The organism is Mesorhizobium sp. B2-9-1 (genome assembly GCF_006439455.1).
Taxonomy (GTDB): Bacteria; Pseudomonadota; Alphaproteobacteria; order Rhizobiales; family Rhizobiaceae; genus Mesorhizobium.
Genome location: NZ_VFTP01000013.1, coordinates 46,566 through 65,786, shown reverse-complemented (window position 1 = coordinate 65,786; position 19,221 = coordinate 46,566). Strand labels below are relative to the sequence as shown.

General features: G+C 63.0%; 15 protein-coding genes. 3 read left to right on the top strand and 12 right to left on the bottom strand.

What is annotated here, in order from left to right:
* Positions 1-5 precede the first annotated feature (5 nt).
* From FJW05_RS20495 to FJW05_RS20470, 6 genes are all read right to left on the bottom strand, one after another.
* Complete coding sequence (locus FJW05_RS20495) at positions 6-3,716, bottom strand: glycoside hydrolase family 99-like domain-containing protein (protein ID WP_140635227.1); 3,711 nt, start codon at positions 3,714-3,716, stop codon at positions 6-8.
* Entirely contained in the window at positions 3,713-4,621 is a 909-nt protein-coding gene (gene rfbD, locus FJW05_RS20490) for a dTDP-4-dehydrorhamnose reductase (RefSeq protein ID WP_140635225.1), read from the bottom strand. The genes FJW05_RS20495 and rfbD overlap by 4 nt, the downstream gene beginning before the upstream one ends.
* A complete protein-coding gene (gene rfbB, locus FJW05_RS20485; protein ID WP_246673567.1) occupies positions 4,618-5,796 on the bottom strand; it encodes a dTDP-glucose 4,6-dehydratase in 1,179 nt (392 codons plus the stop codon). The genes rfbD and rfbB overlap by 4 nt, the downstream gene beginning before the upstream one ends.
* A gap of 14 nt (positions 5,797-5,810) precedes the next feature.
* Positions 5,811-6,365, bottom strand: a complete 555-nt coding sequence (rfbC, locus tag FJW05_RS20480) for a dTDP-4-dehydrorhamnose 3,5-epimerase (protein WP_140635223.1) — start codon at positions 6,363-6,365, stop codon at positions 5,811-5,813.
* Positions 6,358-7,248 (bottom strand): glucose-1-phosphate thymidylyltransferase RfbA, encoded by an 891-nt coding sequence (gene rfbA, locus FJW05_RS20475; RefSeq protein WP_140635221.1) that lies wholly within the window; start codon positions 7,246-7,248, stop codon positions 6,358-6,360. Before rfbA ends, rfbC begins: the two co-directional genes overlap by 8 nt.
* 221 nt (positions 7,249-7,469) lie before the next feature.
* Positions 7,470-8,060: a biotin transporter BioY gene (locus FJW05_RS20470; protein WP_140541571.1), complete on the bottom strand. Its 591-nt coding sequence runs from the start codon at positions 8,058-8,060 to the stop codon at positions 7,470-7,472.
* Positions 8,061-8,277: 217 nt separating this feature from the next.
* Between FJW05_RS20470 and FJW05_RS20465 the strand changes: the two genes are divergently transcribed.
* A complete protein-coding gene (locus FJW05_RS20465) occupies positions 8,278-9,186 on the top strand; it encodes an MBL fold metallo-hydrolase (protein ID WP_140635219.1) in 909 nt (302 codons plus the stop codon).
* Here the strand turns inward: FJW05_RS20465 and FJW05_RS20460 are convergent, their stop codons facing one another.
* On the bottom strand, positions 9,187-9,972 hold the full coding sequence (locus FJW05_RS20460) for a DUF1499 domain-containing protein (protein WP_140635217.1): 786 nt from the start codon (positions 9,970-9,972) through the stop codon (positions 9,187-9,189).
* A gap of 82 nt (positions 9,973-10,054) precedes the next feature.
* Entirely contained in the window at positions 10,055-11,683 is a 1,629-nt protein-coding gene (locus FJW05_RS20455; protein WP_140635215.1) for a fatty-acid--CoA ligase, read from the bottom strand.
* Between the two features lie 190 nt (positions 11,684-11,873).
* On the opposite strand from FJW05_RS20455, the gene FJW05_RS20450 reads away from it, so the two are divergent.
* Positions 11,874-12,230, top strand: a complete 357-nt coding sequence (locus tag FJW05_RS20450; RefSeq protein ID WP_140635213.1) for a hypothetical protein — start codon at positions 11,874-11,876, stop codon at positions 12,228-12,230.
* 200 nt (positions 12,231-12,430) lie between these two features.
* Positions 12,431-12,820 (top strand): DUF427 domain-containing protein, encoded by a 390-nt coding sequence (locus FJW05_RS20445; protein ID WP_140541576.1) that lies wholly within the window; start codon positions 12,431-12,433, stop codon positions 12,818-12,820.
* An 81-nt stretch (positions 12,821-12,901) separates the two neighbouring features.
* On the opposite strand, the gene FJW05_RS20440 is transcribed toward FJW05_RS20445, so the two are convergent.
* The 4 genes from FJW05_RS20440 to ppdK all read right to left on the bottom strand — a co-directional run bounded on the left by FJW05_RS20440 (position 12,902) and on the right by ppdK (position 19,114).
* Positions 12,902-13,639: a polysaccharide deacetylase family protein gene (locus FJW05_RS20440; protein WP_140635211.1), complete on the bottom strand. Its 738-nt coding sequence runs from the start codon at positions 13,637-13,639 to the stop codon at positions 12,902-12,904.
* Between the two features lie 134 nt (positions 13,640-13,773).
* Positions 13,774-14,871 carry a glycosyltransferase family 9 protein gene (locus FJW05_RS20435; protein WP_246673565.1) on the bottom strand — a complete coding sequence of 366 codons (1,098 nt, stop codon included), beginning with the start codon at positions 14,869-14,871 and terminating at the stop codon, positions 13,774-13,776.
* A gap of 318 nt (positions 14,872-15,189) precedes the next feature.
* Complete coding sequence (locus tag FJW05_RS20430) at positions 15,190-16,293, bottom strand: glycosyltransferase family 9 protein (RefSeq protein WP_140635207.1); 1,104 nt, start codon at positions 16,291-16,293, stop codon at positions 15,190-15,192.
* A 136-nt stretch (positions 16,294-16,429) separates the two neighbouring features.
* Positions 16,430-19,114, bottom strand: coding sequence for a pyruvate, phosphate dikinase (gene ppdK, locus FJW05_RS20425; protein ID WP_140635205.1), 2,685 nt, complete (start codon positions 19,112-19,114; stop codon positions 16,430-16,432).
* Positions 19,115-19,221: the final 107 nt, after the last annotated feature.

Sequence of the window (19,221 nt, the reverse complement as noted above, 5' to 3'; positions counted from 1 at the left end):
ATCCTTTAGTGAGTATCAGTTTCGCCGACTGAGTAGTCTTCGCGCAAAGCCACGGCGGCGGTCAGTCGTTCGATTGCATGGGCGAGCGTTCCGTCGATCTGCCCGACCTCATCCTCAAAATCGTCAGGACCTAGCGATAGATCTGCAAGCGGCTTAAGAGCTTTCGGTCTGAACCAGAACATCGACCCCGCAGGAAAAACAGTGTCGTAACGACCGACTTGAGCCTGCATTCCGAGCCTGGGCAACAGCCGGTCCAACCAATTGCGATTGAGAATGTTTCTGTCCAGCTCACTTAGATCGAGGAGTGTTCCGGCCGGTGCCAACAGCCCCAATTTGCGGTCCTTTTCGAAACGTCGCACAATTTGCTTAACGTGTTTTACCGATCCCAACAGGCTGCTCAACGCGCTGGTCCTAAGAGCATTGCCATCAAGCCGATGCAGCGATTTTTTGCTATGCACCTTGCAGGCCAGTTCGTAGCCTTCGCTTAGAAGAAGTGGCAAAAGCTGGAGAAACGACTGCATGTCGCGGCCGCGGTTGCGGAAATACGAAAGGCGCGCGTTAGGGAAAGCGCTGAGGACGCGCTCGGCAGCATTGCCCGAAGCGTCGCGTCGCAACGCAACGAAAAGGTCGGCACCACCAGCGTTCGAGAGGCTTTCGCGCATTTCCTCGAACAGGTCGTCATAATGCAAGTGCAGAACAATCGCCGACTTCGATCGCTTGCGAAATGTCTTCTGAGACTGTTCAACCAGTCGGACGAGGCGCGGGTCCGGCGCGATGAAGTCTCGCACCACATTGGCTGTGGCATGCAGATAGCCGTACCCGAACTTTCGATCGGGCTCCAAATGCGCACCTTCGGCCCATTCATTCCATGCGTTTACGAACACTAACGGCGGTTGAGTTGGATCATGCGCTAGGTTGTCCACGGTGATGTCACACGCGTTCCTAAGCCACTTGGCATACGAAGCCGGATTAGCACCATAAAAACTGTGCCCGCTACCCGGCTTGCGCGCCTCGTTGTCCCAACTGGGGCTTACGGTTTTGATAAGCTGGTAAGGGGGACGCTTCTTCTGGCCGTATGATGCGGCAAGCTCTTCGTAGTCGTAGATCTGACCACGAAAATCTGGATTCACGATTTTCAGCTGGCCGTTGAGACCAGATGCCATTCCCATATGCGGAGGGAATTCGATAGCTGCATCGAAGCCAAGTGGGCGTGGATCCAATATTCCAAACGTTTGCGCTGCGACGAGATACAGATCGCCGACGCCTGCGGTTTTAGCCCGCTCCCGCCAACGGGCCGCTGTCGCGGCGGAATCGGGAAGCAGGCTGGCGCGATAGACGATGAGAACTGCGCGACCCTCATGTCGCAGGTAGCGCCGATCACGGAGTGCTGGAAGGATGTCGTCTAAAAAAGCCACGTCGTCGCTTGGTGAGTGCTGCTGCGCCATCAGCACATCTTGCTCTTGACCGTCCCATCGCCGCGTCCAGTTTTCGTTGGCCCAGCACAGGCAGAACTCGACGTCGATATCCGTGTTCTCGAGGAATTGCCGGACCGGCTTCTCAAGTAGCCTTTTGCCGCCGAACCAATAGTGGTGGAAACAGAATCCCGCCACGCCATAGGACTTGGCCAAGGCTGCCTGCTGCCGCATGACATCGACGATTCGCAGGTCATAGAATCCCAATTCGCCAGGCATATGTGGTTGATAATGACCAATATATTGAGGGACTGCCTTTGCGACATTGGTCCATTCCGTGAACCCCTTTCCCCACCATTCGTCATTCTCGGCTATCGGGTGAAACTGAGGCAGGTAGAACGCTATTGTCTTCAATGGCGAACGCGCGAAGTCGATGACCTCTTCGGAGCGCGGTACATAATCCAGGTCCGTGCCCGCCGGACGCTTCGCGATTGCAAGAACTTGACGAACGTATTCGGCCTCAACGTTAGGATTGCTGCTGAGAACTAACGGAGCAGCAGCAACAGGTGCGCTGCTACCCGCCAAGCTACCGGTCGCCTCTTGACGAGACAAACTCCCCGCCTTTCGCACTACGCCATATCGTAGAAGGCGCATTTTGACAGAATGCTTCATGTAGATTGGAATCGGCAGGCGACGCGCAACCCGCCTTCCAAACCCAAGTAGGGCGCGAACGGAACCAACTGGATTGACCAGTAAATACTTTATAGCGCGAATAGGGCCGGTAATACGCCAACTTGTACTATCGCGCATTTCCATAATTGCATTTGCGTAGCTCGCGACTTCGGCTTGGCTGCGGGCGAGTGCGATTTCCAGTTGTTGGCGTTCAGCTTGAGCAATGGAAAGCGTTCCGTTGATGGCCGTCGCCGCTTCCAGCGTGCGTCGCATACTGGCTAAGTCGTCGCGCATTTCGGCGAGTTGCCCGACTTTAGCTAGAGCGGCCACTGCTCGCTCCTGCTCCAACATCTCAACTAAGTGCCTTTCCTTCTTGCGATGCTCATTCGCCAAGCCACGTGCTTTTTTCAGCTGGTCTTGCAACCTACTTTCACGCGACTGAAACTCAGCCCTCTGCTGCCTCAGTTGGTTCTGCAAACTATCTTCGCGCGACAGGAACTCGATGCCTTGCTGTTCCAGCTGAGTCCGCAGGCTGTCTTCGCGCGACTGAAACTCAATTCCCTGCCGTTCCAATGCCTGCTTGGTAGCTTCAATTTCGGCGGCGCTTTCCGAAGTGACACGCTGTATGTGACTATCAGCTTCCGTCAGGGCGGCTTGGAGAGCATGGCGGTCGGGATAGACAGCATCACCGAAAGTCGTGGAGACCGAATCGAACGCGCGTCTCACACGATCCAATGTCCTGGATGCCTGCTGATCGTATGGGTTGCGCTCCAGAGATTGAAGGGCGGCGTAACTGTCCTTTACCCAGCCTGCAACCGTCGTGCTCGCATCGAGTTCACCCTGGCTTGCCCGATGGTGCTGGTTCGCGGATGAGATGAAGGCATCGACGTCCGATTGCGCGTCATCAAGGGATCTCGGCCAGTCCAGCGAAAGCGTGTCTGCGATCGTCTGCAGGCAGGGCCGCCAGTTCTCGACAATCGCTTCATATGAAACCAATGCCCTGCGCTTGCCGCGACTAGCTTGCTCGGCATCCAACACATGACGTAACCACACAAGTGTCCCAAATCCCTGGCTTGAGCCGCCGCGCTTTTCGAGCGATGAGGCGACCGCCAACGGATTCCGGGACACGAGGACATAGCGGACATCGATTTGCAGCGACTGCAGGATGTCGGCGTATATTTCAGCGAAACGTGCAATACGCGGTTCTTTGATGACGAATAGTGGCGCAGCGCCGTATTCTTCGCCAATGATGCGAGTGATTTCGCTTCGATAAAATTCCCTACGCTCCTCCGACAGTTTTGTTACATCGTAGGGCCGCCAGTCATCCCAACTGCTGCCAGCATCCCTGAGCATTTTCTCATTAAGAGTATTGAGGCTCGTGGGCTCCCAATAACCGTTGATATTGTTGTCGTCCGCGGCAATGACTCGATCGGGCAACTCTGCCCCCAAGAGGTTTAATACCCTCGTGAGCGCGCTCGTCCCCGAGCGGTGCATGCCGAGCACCATGATGCAGGTGCGCTTCGCCGGCTTGGTCTTCGGTGACTTAGCCTTCGCGCCCTTCTTCGGCGCCGCTTGATCGGCCGACTGCGCGCTCGCTTCGCGCAGTTGCTCCGGTGCTGGATGCTTGTTCATGCACTCAATGCCTGTTTCGTCTCGCCGCTCCCCAGCCGGCGAACCACCCTCTCAGCCGACACCCGCCACCCCGGCGCCTGCCACCCGAACACGGTTGCAAACTTCGCGCTCGACAGCCGCGAATTTTGCGGGCGCCTGGCCTTGGTCGGATAGTCCGCCGTCGCGATATCGCGCACGCTCGCGTGCGGGCCACCAAACGCCCGGCTTGTGTCGAGGATGTGACGGGCAAAGCCGCTCCAGTTGATGTCGCCTTCGCCCGCCAGGTGATAGACGCCGAAGGCGGCGACATTGCTGTCGTCGACCAGCTTCGGCGCCGCATGCAGGATCGCGTCGGCGATGTCGAGCGCCGAGGTCGGATTGCCCCATTGGTCGGCGACGACCGATATCTCGTCGCGCTCGGCGGCCAGCCTCAGCATGGTCTTGACGAAGTTCCTGCCGAAGGGGCTGTAGACCCAGGCCGTGCGCAGGATGAGATGGCGCGGGTTGGCCGCGGCGACCGCCTCCTCGCCGGCGAGCTTGGAGGCGCCGTAGACGCCGAGCGGCGCGGTCGGGTCGGTCTCGACATAGGCGCCGTCCTTGGCGCCGTCGAAGACATAGTCGGTCGACAGATGGATGACGGGGACGCCGAGCCTTGCCGCGGCTTGCGCCACCTTGCCGGCGCCGGCGGCGTTCACCGCGAAGGCCAGGTCCTTGTCGTCCTCGGCCTGGTCGACGGCGGTGTAAGCGGCGGCGGAAACGACGAGGTCGGGCCTTGCCGCTTCAAGGGCTGCGAACACCGTGTCGGGCTGCGCAAGGTCGAGTGCCGGGCGGCCGACGGCGACGACCTCGAGATCGTCGCGGCCCCGCGCCGCCTCGACCAGGCTTGCGGCGACCTGGCCTTCGCGTCCGGTGACGGCAAGCCTCACGTGGTCACCTTCCTGCTCTCGGCCGCGTTCCCGGCCAGGCCATTTTCGGTCTTTGCGTTGCCGATCGGGGCATTGCCGATCGGGGCGTTCTCGACCGGGGCGTTCTCGACCGGGTGCACCGTAGCCCGGCCCAGCCGTGCGCCGTCGTAGCGCTGCTCGCGGATCGGCCCCCACCACCATTTGTTGTCGAGATACCAGTCGACGGTCCGGGCCAGGCCGCTGTCGAAATCCTCCCGCGGCGCCCAGCCGAGGTCGCGCGCGATCTTGGAGGCGTCGATCGCATAGCGCCGGTCATGGCCGGGGCGGTCGGTGACGAAGGCGATCAGCTCGCGATAGCGCTTGCCGCCGGCGCGCGGCCGCCTAAGGTCGAGCAGGTCGCAGATCGCCTCGACGACGCCGAGATTGGTGCGCTCGGAATTGCCGCCGACATTATAGCTCTCGCCCGGCCGCCCCCTGGTCGCCACCAGCTCCAGGGCGCGCGCGTGATCCTCGACGAACAGCCAGTCGCGCACATTGGCGCCGGCGCCGTAGACGGGCAGCGGCTTCTCGTCGAGCGCGTTGAGGATGACCAGCGGGATCAGCTTTTCCGGGAAATGATAGGGGCCGTAATTGTTGGAGCAGTTGGAAAGCACCACCGGCAGGCCGTAGGTCTCGTGCCAGGCCCGCACCAGATGGTCGGAGGCCGCCTTGGAGGCCGAATAGGGCGAGGACGGCGCATAGGGCGTCTCCTCGACGAACATGCCGCCGTCGAAAGGCAGGTCGCCGAAGACCTCGTCGGTCGAGACATGGTGGAAGCGGAAGCCCGCCTTGCGCTCGTCGGACAGGCCGCGCCAATATTCCAGCGCGGCGTTCAGGATGCGGTAGGTGCCGACGATGTTGGTCTCGATGAAGGCGCCTGGACCGTCGATCGAGCGGTCGACATGGCTCTCGGCGGCGAGGTTCATGACGATGTCGATATCGTCGCGGCGCAGGATCTCCAGCACCGCGCGCTCGTCGCAGATGTCGGCCTGCTCGAAGCGGTAATTATACGCGTTCTCGATCGGCCTCAGCGAAGCGAGGTTGCCGGCATAGGTGAGCTTGTCGAGATTGGTGACGCGGTAGGCCGGATTGGCGCACAGATGCCGGCACACGGCCGAGCCGATGAAGCCGGCGCCGCCGGTGACCAGGAAATTCATGCCGCCGTCCCTCCTCACGCGAACACCTCCGCCGCGCCGAGCAGCGGCGCGTTGCGGTCCTTGTCCGAAAGCTGGAAGCCGCCCGCGATCTCCGGCCATGCGATGCCGATCGCCGGGTCGTCGAAGCGGATCGAGCGGTCATGTTCGGGCGAATAGGTGTCGGTCACCTTGTAGAGCACCTCGGTATCCGGCACGAGCGTGACGAAACCATGCGCGAACCCATTCGGCACCAGGACCTGGTTGCCCTTCTCGGCCGATATCTCCAGCGCTTCCCATTTGCCGAAAGTGGGCGAAGAACGGCGGATGTCGACCGCGACATCGAGCACGCTGCCCCGGATGACGCGCAGCAGCTTGGCTTGCGCGCGCGGCGGCAGCTGGTAATGCAGGCCGCGCAGCACGCCGGCCGCGACGGAATAGGAATGATTGTCCTGCACGAAGGCGAGATCGATGCCGGCTTCGGCGAAGCGCTCGGCATTCCAGGTCTCGCTGAAAAAACCGCGCGCGTCGCCATGCCGCTTCGGCACGATCTCCAGCACGCCGTCGAGGCCGAGCCGCCTGACCTCAAGCACCGCGTTCCTCCATCAGATCGGCCACCCGCCGGCGCAGATAGGCGGCATATTCGTTCTTGCCGAGCCGCGCGGCACGGTCCAGAACCTTGTCGGCGCCGATCCAGTGCTGTTCCAGCGCAATTTCTTCCGGGCACGCGATCTTGATGCCCTGGCGATGCTCGATCGTGCGCACGAAAGACGATGCCTCGAGCAGGCTGTCATGCGTGCCGGTGTCCAGCCAGGCATAGCCGCGGCCGAGGCGATGCACATGCAATTCGCCACGCTCGAGATAGACATTGTTGACCGCGGTGATCTCGAGCTCGCCGCGCGCCGAAGGGCGGATCGTCGAGGCGATGTCGACCACATCGTTATCGTAGAAATAGAGACCGGTCACGGCCCAGTTGGACTTCGGCCTTTGCGGCTTCTCCTCGATCGTCAGGGCCTTGCCGGTGGCCTTGTCGAAGGAGACCACGCCATAGCGCTCGGGATCGTCGACATAATAGGCGAAGACCGAGGCGCCGCCGTCGCGCTTCGCCGCCTCGCGGCAGAGTTGCGACAGGCCGCCGCCGAAATAGATGTTGTCGCCGAGAATCATCGACACGCTGTCCTTGCCGATGAAGTCGCGGCCGATGATGAAGGCCTCGGCGAGGCCGTTGGGCTGCGCCTGCACGGCATAGGACAATTCCAGCCCGAATTCGGAACCGTCGCCCAGCAACGCCTGGAAAACCGGCAAGTCGCGCGGAGTTGAAATGACCAGAACCTGGCGAATTCCCGCGAGCATCAGCACGCTCAGCGGGTAATAGATCATCGGCTTGTCGTAGATCGGCAGTATTTGCTTAGAAACTGCTAATGTTAGCGGATAAAGACGTGTTCCGCTGCCACCCGCAAGGATAATTCCTTTCAACAAGCTCTCCTTGAACTACCGCGGCCCCCGCCTCGACGCCAAGTTGCCCGTGCTTAGTTTTCGGGCGCTGGCTTGTCAATGTCGGCTTTGACTGCTTTCCGACGTTACTTCATCGCTTTCTATCATCCGGCGTAAGGCGGTTTCGAGCGAAATCCGACAGCGCCATGAAAAAGGGCCGGCAGGCGCCTGTCGCCCGCCGGCCCTTTTCTCGTCGATTGTTCTCAGCCGCGCTTGAGCAATGTCCACACGGCCGGCACCAGGCTGGCGGCCAAAGCCACCTTGATCAGGTCGCCGACGATGAAGGGCAGGACGCCGAACTGCCAGGACTTTTCCGGCCCGATGAGCGTGGCCAGCCAGGCAAAGCCCATGGCCATCATGACGACCTCCGCCGCCAGCATGGCGCCGAACAGCTTGAACGGGTCGCGGTCCCAGCCGCGGTCGGCGGCCCAGCCGGCGATCGCCGCCATGACCACGAAGCCGGCGAGATAGCCGCCCGTGGAGCCCAGCATATAGACAATGCCGATGCCCTTTTCCGGCGTGCCCTGGAAGACCGGCAGACCAAAAGCGCCCTCGGCGAGGTAGAGAAGGAGCGTCGCGACGGCAAGGCGCAGGCCGAATGCCGAGGCGATCAACAGCACGGCCAGCGTCTGCAGCGAGATGTCGACCGGGCCGAGCACCACCTTGGTCTTGGCCGAAAGCGTCAGCAGCAGGGTTCCGGCGAGCGCCAGGAAGAGCTGGGTCGCCAGCCTGGCAACACCCCGATCCGGCAGCGTGAGAGAAACAAGCGGGCGCATCGTGGTTGCAGTTGCCATGGTCTTCCCCATTCTGGCTGATTTGCCGGGTGGCTGATCAGCTGGCTCTTAAAGCGCATCGCGCAGAAACGCATTCAGGCGACGCGCTTTAAAAATTGTCTTGATGCATGTCTCCCAAAACCGCTGCGCGGTTTTGGGAGACATGCATTGATTTTCCTATATTGGCTTCCGTATCGGACGGCAATCACTTTGCCGCATCGCAACGGAGCCCGCAGGCATGGCCCTTGAATTCGACACCAGCTTCGATCCCGCCTACGGCCGGGCGGTTTCGGTTGCGCCGGATGTGCTGCGCATCACCGCAAGAAATCCGGGCCCTTTCACCTTCCACGGCACCAACAGCTATCTCGTCGGCAGCGACACGCTGGCAGTGATCGATCCGGGGCCGGAAGACGACGCCCATCTCGAAACGCTGCTCAAGGCGATCGGCGGCCGACCGGTCAGCCACATCTTCGTCAGCCACACCCATCGCGACCATTCGCCGCTCGCGGCGCGATTGAAAGAGCTGACCGGCGCCCCGACGCTTGCCGAAGGCCCGCATCGGCCGGCGCGCCCCTTGCGCATCGGCGAGGTCAATCCGCTCGACGCCAGCGCCGATCTCGCCTTCGTTCCCGATGTCGTGCTGGCCGACAATGCGCTGACCGAGGGCGACGGCTGGGCCATCCGCACCGTGCTGACGCCCGGCCACACCGCCAACCACGCCGTGGTTGCCCTCGAGGGGACCGGAACCCTGTTTTCAGCCGACCATGTCATGGCCTGGTCGACCTCGATCGTCGCGCCGCCGGATGGCGCCATGGCCGACTATATGAGCTCCCTCGACAAGCTTTTGGCGCGCGACGATCGTTTGCTGTTGCCGGGCCACGGCGGAGCTGTGACCGCGCCGCAAAGCTTCATGCGCGGACTGAAGACGCATCGCAAGATGCGCGAAAGGGCGATCCTGGAACGCATCCGCGCCGGGGACCGGACGATCGCGGAGATGGTTGCGGCGATCTATCGCGACACCGACCCGCGGCTGCACGGCGCTGCCGGCCTGTCGGTGCTTGCCCATCTCGAGGATCTGGTCGCGCGCGGCCTGGTCGTCACGGACGGCGATCCGGCCATAGACGGCATTTTCAGCCCCGCCGCGTGATCACTCAGCCGGCGCCGCGCCGACCTGCCCCGCGACCTCCTGGTCGAGCTCGCCGAGGAAATCCGTGATGCGGGCGGCGTTGTCGCCAAGGTCGTAGCGGCCGTAGCGCGAGGCCGAGCGCATGTCGACGATGACCTGCTCGCCGTCGTCGGTGATGCGGATGGCGACGTCGGCCGGCAATCCGAGCACGAAGCCCTTGGCCAGCGCGTTGATTGTCGCTTCGCTCTGGCCGTTGATGTCGGGATAAGGCGCCGTCAATTGCCAGTCGCGGCGGTCGAGCACGGTTTCGACAGCGTCGACGACGGTTTCGAAAGGCAGATTGTAGCTGCGCCCGCTGACCAGCGGATAGGCATCGGCCTGCAGGCTCTGCTCGCCTGGGGTCGGCGGCGACAACTCGTTCATGTCGGCGGTGCGGTCGCTGGTGTCCAGCACCGGCGGATCGTCGAGATCGGTCGAGATGTCGCGCAGCGGCGGATAGATCGTCGCCCAGTAGACGGCGACGCCGTAGGGTGCCAGCACGAGCAGGGCCAGCAGCGCGCCGATGGAGAGATCGCGGCCGCCGCGATCGCCGAAGCTCCAGACCCTCGCCAGGCCGAGACCTGCCAGCAACAGGGCAAGCGCGGCCAGCAGCGCCACGAGCGCCAGTACCCACAGGAAAGGCGGCGTCTCGACGAGACCCAGCCGGTAAGCGGCAACGGCGGTGAGCAAAAAGACGAGAGAGAATGCCCCGATCCGCCGCGACCAGCCGGCCGCCCTTGACGTCTGCCGTTCAGGAATAGATGCCATTCTTTGCCGTGTCGCCCCAACCCGAGCCGAGAGTTAGCGGTTTTTGGCGCCGGCTTGAAGCCGAAAGATCGAACATTTTTCGTCAATCCGTCGGCAGGCGGTAATCCTTGAACTGGTCGCGCAAACTGGTCTTCTGGATCTTGCCGGTGGCGGTGTGCGGAATTTCGCCGACGAAGGCGACGTCATCGGGCATCCACCACTTCGCCACCTTGCCGCTCATGAAAGCGAGAATGTCGGTCTTGGTCGGCTCCTTGCCGGGCTTGCGCACGACGACGAGCAAAGGCCGCTCGCCCCATTTGGAGTGCGGGATGCCGATGGCCGCCGCCTCCGCCACGTCCGGATGGCCCACGGCAAGGTTCTCGAGATCGATGGTCGATATCCACTCGCCGCCGGACTTGATGACGTCCTTTGCGCGATCGGTGATCTGCATATAGCCGCTGGCGTCGATATGGGCGACATCGCCGGTATCGAACCAACCATCCGCATCGAACTGCTCGGCGCCGGCGCCGCCATAATAGGCTCGGGCCACCGCGGGGCCGCGCACCTTGAGATGTCCGAAGGTCTTGCCGTCCCAGGGCAGCGCGTTGTTGTCGTCGTCCGTCACTTTCATCTCGACGCCGAAGGGGGGAAAACCCTGCTTGCCCTGGACATCGAGCCGCGCCTCGCCGGTCAGCATCTCATGTTGCGGCTTCAAGGTGCACAGGGTGCCCAGCGGCGACATCTCGGTCATGCCCCAGGCATGCACCACCTGCACGTTGTAGTTGTCCTGGAACTTGGCGGTGATGGCACGCGGACAGGACGCCCCGCCGATGACGACCTTCTTCAGGTGAGGCAGCTTCTTGCCGGTTTCCTCAAGATATTGCAGCAGCATCATCCATACGGTCGGCACGGCCGCGCTGAACGTCACCTTCTCGGTGTCGAGCAGTTCATAGATCGAAGCGCCGTCCATCTTGCAGCCCGGCATCACCAGCTTGGCACCGATCATCGGCCCGCTCTGACCGAGCCCCCAGGCGTTGGCGTGAAACATCGGCACGACCGGCAGGATCACGTCCCGGGTGGACATGCCCATGGCGTCGGGCATGGCGGCCATCATGGCGTGAAGGACATTGGAGCGGTGGCTGTAGAGGACGCCTTTCGGGTCGCCCGTCGTGCCCGACGTGTAGCACATGCCGGCGGCGGTGTTCTCGTCGAACGTCTTCCAGGCGAAGGCGCCGTCGGCTTCGGCCAGCCATTCCTCGTAGGCGACGGCGTTCGTCAGCGACGTTTGCGGCATATGCTCCCGGTCGGTCAGCACGATCACCTTTGTCAGCGACCGGACCGCGCTGGCAATCTTTTCCAGGATCGGCACGAAAGTCAGGTCGACGAAGATCGCCTTGTCTTCGGCATTGTTCATGATCCATGCGATCTGCTCGGGAAAAAGCCTCGGGTTGAGCGTGTGGTAGATCGCGCCGATGCCCATGATGCCGTACCAGGCCTCGATATGGCGAGCCGTGTTCCAGGCGAGAGTCGCGATGCGGTCGCCGAGCCTGAAGCCGTCGCGCTCCAGCCGTTGCGCCACCTTGAGCGACCGATGATGGATCTCGGCAAAGGTGGTGCGCACGATCGGGCCCTCGATCGAACGCGACACGACCTCCCGGCTGCCGTGCTGGCGTTCCGCATGGTCGAGCAGCTTATGGCAAAGCAGCGGCCATTCCTGCATCAATCCGAGCATCAATTCCTCCCTTTGCGCATTCGCGCCATTTGTTTCACGCATTGTGAAACGAACCGGCGGTTTGTCCAGCCGCCATAAGTCGAAGCCGGTGGATGGATCGAAAGGCCAGGCAAAACCGCCATAATCCGGCCATCGTCGCCGTTAAGCTTCATTAACGGGCTGGGTGAGATTGGCGAATGGAGAGATTCGCATGGACGCGCAGCTCGACGAAAAAGCCCTCGAAAGCACGCTTGCCGAAAGTCTGGACGATCTGACGCCGGACATCAAAACCGTTTCCGAAGATGAATTTGCCGAAGTCGTCGGCGGCGCGCTGGAGGCCGTCGGCGGAACGCTGCTGTTCAAGATGCGCGTTGAAAACGGCGCCGAGGGCGAGCATGTCGCCGCGGCCTGCATCGGCAGCGCCGACAACCGCCAGTTCCTGCTGCTCACGCTGCCGACCACCGGCGGCGCGCTGAAGGTCGAGACGGCGGCGAGAAGCACCAATCCGGTCGCGGGCATTGCCGCCGCCTATGCCGGCCTCATGGATGCCTTCAAGACGGCCGCCTGACGACCGGAAGCAGACGTTCAATGAATGGTGATGACGACAAGCGGGACGCGCGCTTGCGCGACGCGCTTGGCCGACACATGTAAGTCCCCCCTGAGAACGTTTCACCGTTTCGCGGAAACGACGAAACGTTCTCTCTTCGTTTTGACGCAATTCCGGACGGAAAAACGCACTTTTCCTGGAATTGCTCCAGGAGACCATTCATGGACAAGCTTACCAATCCAGCGCCCGGCTTCCAGCGCAACCGGGACAAGGTGATCACGGTCGAACCTTATCGCGGCACCGTCACGGTCCGCGCGGGCGACAGGATCATCGCCACATCGACTGCGGCAAAGGTTCTCTCGGAGCCACCTTACCCGGCCGTCTTCTACATCCCGTTCGACGATATCGATTTCGGCAAGCTCGCCCCGACCGACCATTCGACACATTGCCCATACAAGGGCGATGCCAGCTACTGGAGCGTCCAGCCAGCCGGCGAAGCCGGCGAGAACGCGATGTGGGCTTACGAGCATCCGTTCGACGAAATGGTCGAGATCCGCAATCACGGCGCGTTCTACACGAACAAGGTGACGGTCGAAGCCACGCCGGACTGAGCCGTAAAGGGAGGGCGTTTACGTCAATCTCGGAAGGATGTGGCTACCAAAATTCAGCCGTCGCCACCTCGCGCCGCGCTCTCAATCCGTGGTGCCGTCATTGCCGACGCCCTCGGCATCGTCGAGGCGAACGAAGGTCATGCCCTTCTGCTTCAAGGCCAGCAGCCCCTGAACCACGCCCTCGCCGGCGGCATGGGTCGGCTGGTTGATGTGGGCGATGATGACGTCGCCGTCCTTGGCGGCGCCAATGCGGCGCGCCGTCTCCTTCGCGCCGAGCAGCGAGCCGCCGTCGCCATTGACCGAGAAGCCTGCGATCTTGAAGCCCAGCCTGCGGATCATGGCGATCGCCGAGGGGCTGTATTCGGCGGTGGCGCCGCGAAACCATTTTGCCGCAGGGCCGCCCGCGCCAACCAGGGCGGCGGCGCCGGATTCAACCTCGGCCTGCACGGCGTCCGGACTGCCGGCGCTGCGGATGCCGAAGATCTTCCGCGGCATATCGACCGCCGGAATATGGCGGCCGCCGTGATTTTCCAACTCGAACAGGTCGGGATGCGCCCGCATGATCTCGACGGCCTCGGCATTGCGCTTCAGCCAGATGCCGGTAACGAAGATCGTCGCCGGTATCCTGTTGTCGACAAGCGCCGAAAGTATCCTTGTGTCGGTCTTTCCGCCGCAGGCATCGAGTGTCAAGGCGACGCGACCACCACCTTCAACGCCCTGCGGCTTCAGATGCAGCGTCGGCTCGAGCAGCGTCGCGGCATTGCCCGCCGACGCCGCGAACAGCACCATCGCGCAAAGGGAGTTTCGAAGCAGACCCATCATTCATTCCAAACCGGCACGCTCGGCACCATCTTCGCGCCGCGCCAAAAACTTGTCTCTAGAAGACCGGCATCTAGGCGAAAATCGGGACGGCAAACAGCGTAAAAACAGCAATCGCGAAAATTTGCTTTCGCCTATACCGCTGCTTCCAGAGGCATCTCGGTTCGGGCCAGCAACTGGAGCACGGCCTCGACGACCGCGTGGACCTCCAGGCGCCAGACGCAGCAGGCCTTGTTGGGGTCGGGCCGTTCGCACAGGTCGCCACCGACACAGTCACAAGGCATGGACGGGCATACCGCGATGCTCGGCGCGCCGACTGGCCCCCAATGGATCGGGCTCTGCAGGCCGAACAGGCCGACGACGGGAGTGCCGACCGCGGCAGCCATGTGCATGGGGCCGCTGTCGTTGCCGAGAAACAGCCGCGCCTGCTTGAACAGCGCCGGCAACGTTTCGAGCGGGAGCGCCCCGACCAAGTTGACGATCGGCGTCTTCGCAGTCGCCAGAATCTTCTCGGCCACCTCGTTCTCGTCCGGGCCGCCGACCAGGGCGACGTCGAGACCGGTTTCGGCCGCTATCCGATCGATTGCGGCGGCAAAGCGCTCGGGCTGCCAGCGGCGCCCAGGGAAGCTTGCCCCGGCATGCACGGCGACAAAGGCGTTCGGCCGAAGGTGCAGCTTGTCCAGCAGCGCCAAGGCTTTCGTCGTCTCGAACGGCAGCGGCCGGAAGGCGGGAGCCCGCACGCGCAGGTCGACGCCAAGCGCCTCCAGCGGCGAAAGATAACGATAGAGAAAGTGCTGCTCGCCATAGCCGAACGGCTTTGCCTTCACATTGGCAGGTTGGCGCGCAAACCAATGCAGGGGCCTCTCGGACGGGTGATATCCCACCCGAACCCGTGCGCCGACCAGCCCCAAGATGAACCGCGACGTCTTGGTGTCGGTGATGTCGATGGCCATCTCGAAATGGTTACGGCGCAACTTAAAGAGCGTGAGAACGAGCTCCTGCAGGCGTAGCAGCGGCGTGCCGCGCATATGGGAACGGCGGAAGGTCACAACCTCCGAGGCGATGCCGTTGGCGGTGAGGAGACCGCCGAAGCGGGCGTCGCAGAGGAAGACGATGCGGGCGTCGGGACATTCGAGCTGCAGGTTCTTCGCCAGCGCGGAGGCAAGAACGAGATCGCCAATGTGCTTCGTCTGCAGGATCAGGATCGAGCGGACCGCGAAGGGAGCCCGCAACGTCGGTGTCCGGGCGCCGGACGGATCGGAGTTCGCGAAGCTGGGTTGAGACGTCGACATGTGTAACCATCACGCGCGCATTTTCACGTGATCTTATACAAGACGACTCGGTCGCGGACCATCGGACTCTCGCGCGCCGATAGAGCGTTTCACCATTTCTCGGAAACCGCGAAGAATGCGCTATTTCGTCGTCTTTGACGCAATTCCGGACGGAAGGCTAAGGCGAAGTCCCAGGACCCGACCGTTTCACACGTTTTCCTGGCTTTGCGCAAAGAGGCGGGACGCAGCCGACGGGCGGTCCAAAATTTCCAGCAAATGTCAGACCGCGGTTTCCAGGACCATCTCGGTGCGCGCCAAGAGTTCCAGCGTCGCGTCCACCACCGGATCGACCTCCAGGCGCCAGACGCAGCATGCCTTGCTCGGGTCGGTTCGGCGGCACAGGTCGCCCCCGATGCAGTCGCAAGGCATCGATGGCCGCAACGAAATGCTGGGCACGCCGACCGGCGCCCAAAGGACCGGGTTGGTGAGGCCGAACAGGCCGACGACCGGCGTTCCGGCCGCGGCTGCCATATGCATCGGTCCGCTTTCGTTGCCGAGAAACAGCCGCGCCTCCCTGAGCAGCGCCAGCAGCGTTTCCAGCCGCAACGTGCCCGCCAGGTTGATGACAGGCGTCTTCGCCGCGGCCATGATCCTGTCGGTCGCCTCAACCTCGTCCGGACCGCCGACCAGGACCACGCGCAGGCCGGTTTCGCGGGCGATCCTGTCGATTGTCTCGGCAAAGCGCTCCGGCTGCCACCGCCGCCCCGCGAAGCTTGCTCCGGCATGGACCGCAACAAAAGCGTTTGGCTGGATCTGGTGCCTGGCGAGCAAGGCCAGGACGCGCGTCGTCTCGAAGGGCAGCGGCCGGATGGCCGGCGCCCTGACGCGCAGATCGATGCCCAGCGCCTCCAGCGGAGACAAATAACGGTAGAGATAGTGCTTCTTGCCGAATCCGAACGGCTTCATCCTGACGTTGGCGGGTTGACGCTCGTGCCAGCGCAAAGGCCGCTCCGTCGGAAAATAGCCGACCCTGACCGGAGCGTTGACCAGGCCGGAAATGATCCGCGAGGTCTTGGAATCTGTGATGTCGACGGTCATGTCGAAACGGTGCTGCCGCAACGTGCGCACCATGCGGAAGAGCTCGCGCCCCCGCTCGAGCGGCGAGCCACGCATCTTGGCACGGCTGAAGGGGACGACCTCGGAAGCTATGCCATGGGCAGTCAGGAAGCCGGCGAAATGGGCTTCGCAGAGAAACACGATGCTGACGCCCGGATATTGAAGCTGCAGGTTCTTCGCCAACGCCGAGGCAAGCACGATGTCGCCGATGAACTTGGTCTGCAGGATCAGGATCGATCGGTAAACGGACGGTGAAATCTGCAACATGGGTTTTCCGACACAAATAAATTCGGTGTCGAAAAGTCGCTTGGAACGGTGTCGAGATTCAGGGCCGTCACGCGCACGTTCGCGTGACATTGCATACAAAGTCGTAATGTATCGGGACGCCGCTGGCCGAAGCCCGTCAGGCGCGTTTTGCCGCGCCCTTCGCTGCCGCCACTGCCGCCTGCGCAGCGGCCAGCCTGGCGATCGGCACGCGGTAGGGCGAGCACGACACGTAGTCGAGGCCGACCTCCTCGCAGAAACGGATCGAGGCCGGATCGCCGCCGTGCTCGCCGCAGATGCCGAGCTTTATACCCGGCCGCGTCGCCTTGCCCTTTTCGGCCGCGATCCGCACCAGCTCGCCGACGCCGTCAATGTCGAGCGACACGAACGGATCCTGTTCGATGATGCCCTTCTGCCGGTAGGTTTCGAGGAAGGACGCCGCATCGTCGCGCGAGATGCCGAACGTGGTCTGCGTGAGATCGTTGGTGCCGAAGGAGAAGAATTCGGCCGCTTCGGCAATGACATGCGCGCGGATCGCCGCGCGCGGCAATTCGATCATCGTGCCGGTCAGATAATCGATCTTGGTGCCGGTCTCCTGCATGACGCTTTGCGCGACCGCATCGATGCGCGCCTTGACGTATTGCAGCTCCTTCACCAGGCCGACCAGCGGCACCATGATCTCCGGCACGACCAGCGCGCCGGCCTTGCGGCCGGCCTCGACCGCCGCCTCGAAGATGGCGCGCGCCTGCATCTCCGCGATCTCGGGATAGGAGACAGCGAGCCGGCAGCCGCGATGGCCGAGCATCGGGTTGAATTCGTGCAGGGCTTCCGTGCGCTGCCTGAGCTTGTCGGCCGAAACGTTCATGGCGGCGGCGACCTCGGCGAGCTCGGCCTCGGTCTTCGGCAGGAATTCGTGCAGCGGCGGGTCGAGCAGGCGGATCGTCACCGGCAGGCCGGCCATGATCTCGAACAGCTCGAGGAAGTCCGAGCGCTGCATGGGCAGGAGCTTGTCCAGGGCCGCACGCCTGTCCTTCTCGGTGTCGGCCAGGATCATCTCGCGCATGGCGACGATACGGTCGCCATCGAAGAACATGTGCTCGGTGCGGCAAAGGCCGATGCCCTCGGCACCGAAGGAGCGCGCCATGCGGGCGTCGAGCGGCGTTTCGGCATTGGTGCGCACCTTCATGCGGCGCGTGGCGTCGGCCCATTCCATGATGGCGGCGAAATCGCCCGACAGCTCCGGCTGCAGCATGGCGACCGCCCCTTTGAGCACCTGGCCGTTGCCGCCGTCGATAGTAATGATGTCGCCTTTGCGGAAGGTCTGGCCCATCGAGAGCAGCGTGCCGGCCTTGTAGTCGACACGCAGCGAGCCGGCGCCGGACACGCAGGGCTTGCCCATGCCGCGCGCCACCACCGCGGCGTGGCTGGTCATGCCGCCGCGCGTGGTGAGGATGCCTTCGGCGGCATGCATGCCGTGGATGTCCTCCGGGCTGGTTTCGATGCGCACCAGGATTACCTTACGGCCTTGCGCCCTGGCGTCCTCGGCATCGCTGGAGGAAAAAACGATCTCGCCGGTGGCGGCGCCGGGCGACGCCGGCAGGCCCATGCCTATGACATCGCGCGCGGCATTCGGGTCGATGGTCGGATGGAGCAGTTGATCGAGCGAGGCCGGATCGATGCGGGCGACCGCCTCCTCCCTGGTGATCAGCCCATCCTTCGCCATCTCGACGGCGATCTTCAGCGCAGCCTTGGCGGTGCGCTTGCCGGAGCGGGTCTGCAACATCCATAATTTGCCGCGCTCGATGGTGAATTCGAGATCCTGCATGTCGCGGTAGTGCTTTTCCAGCCGGTCGGAGATGTCGACGAAAGCCTGGAAGGCGTCCGGCATAAGCTTCTGCAGCGACGGCTTGTCGGAGCCGGCGGCAATGCGCGCCGCCTCGGTGATGTTCTGCGGCGTGCGGATGCCGGCCACCACGTCCTCGCCCTGGGCATTGACCAGGAATTCGCCGTAGAGCTGCCTTTCGCCGGTCGAAGGATTGCGCGTGAAGGCGACGCCGGTGGCCGACGTGTCGCCCATATTTCCGAATACCATGGCCTGGACGTTGACGGCGGTGCCCCAGCTTTCCGGGATGTCGTGCAGGCGCCGGTAGGTGACGGCGCGATTGTTCATCCAGCTCGAGAACACAGCGCCGATCGCGCCCCAGAGCTGTTCCTGCGGGTCTTGCGGGAACGGCTTGCCGAGCTCTTCCTCGACCTTGGCCTTGTAGAGCGAAATCACGCCTTGCCATTCCCGGGCCGTCAGGCCGGTGTCGAGCTCATGGCCGAGACTGGCCTTCTGGTCCTCGAGGATTTCCTCGAACACTTCGTGGTCCAGGCCCATGACCACGTCGGAATACATCTGGATGAAGCGGCGGTAGCTGTCATAGGCGAAACGCGCATCGCCGGAATCGGCGGCCAAGGCCTCGACCGTCTCGTCGTTGAGGCCGAGATTGAGCACCGTATCCATCATGCCGGGCATCGAGGCGCGAGCACCGGAGCGCACGGAGACCAGAAGCAGCTTCGACGGGTCGCCGAAGCGGCGGCCGGTAATCCGGCCGATATGGTCGAGAGCGGAGACGACATCCGTCTCGAGCCCGCCGGGATAGGTGCGGCCGTTGGCGTAATAGGCGTTGCAGACCTCCGTGGTGATGGTGAAACCGGGCGGCACCGGCAGCCCGAGGCTGCACATCTCGGCCAGATTGGCACCCTTGCCGCCGAGAAGGTTGCGGTCGCCGGCACGGCCCTCGGCGGCGCCGTCGCCGAAGGTGTAAACCCACTTGGTCATGCTTGCCCTCCAGTTCGTGGAAGATAGAAACATCCGGATGATGGCCGTTTCCCGCCTTCCCCCGCTCCCGAGCGATAGGATGCTGCACTGCGAAAGGCAAGGCACCG

Excerpts from the sequence above, each read along its gene's own strand:
- FJW05_RS20465 (WP_140635219.1), top strand. The coding sequence starts at position 8,278 with ATGGCCCTTGAATTCGACACCAGCTTCGATCCCGCCTACGGCCGGGCG.
- FJW05_RS20440 (WP_140635211.1), bottom strand. The coding sequence starts at position 13,639 with ATGGGTCTGCTTCGAAACTCCCTTTGCGCGATGGTGCTGTTCGCGGCG.
- FJW05_RS20445 (WP_140541576.1), top strand. The coding sequence starts at position 12,431 with ATGGACAAGCTTACCAATCCAGCGCCCGGCTTCCAGCGCAACCGGGAC.
- FJW05_RS20470 (WP_140541571.1), bottom strand. The coding sequence starts at position 8,060 with ATGGCAACTGCAACCACGATGCGCCCGCTTGTTTCTCTCACGCTGCCG.
- FJW05_RS20460 (WP_140635217.1), bottom strand. The coding sequence starts at position 9,972 with ATGGCATCTATTCCTGAACGGCAGACGTCAAGGGCGGCCGGCTGGTCG.
- rfbB (WP_246673567.1), bottom strand. The coding sequence starts at position 5,796 with ATGAATTTCCTGGTCACCGGCGGCGCCGGCTTCATCGGCTCGGCCGTG.
- FJW05_RS20430 (WP_140635207.1), bottom strand. The coding sequence starts at position 16,293 with ATGTTGCAGATTTCACCGTCCGTTTACCGATCGATCCTGATCCTGCAG.
- FJW05_RS20495 (WP_140635227.1), bottom strand. The coding sequence starts at position 3,716 with ATGAACAAGCATCCAGCACCGGAGCAACTGCGCGAAGCGAGCGCGCAG.
- FJW05_RS20455 (WP_140635215.1), bottom strand. The coding sequence starts at position 11,683 with ATGCTCGGATTGATGCAGGAATGGCCGCTGCTTTGCCATAAGCTGCTC.
- FJW05_RS20450 (WP_140635213.1), top strand. The coding sequence starts at position 11,874 with ATGGACGCGCAGCTCGACGAAAAAGCCCTCGAAAGCACGCTTGCCGAA.
- ppdK (WP_140635205.1), bottom strand. The coding sequence starts at position 19,114 with ATGACCAAGTGGGTTTACACCTTCGGCGACGGCGCCGCCGAGGGCCGT.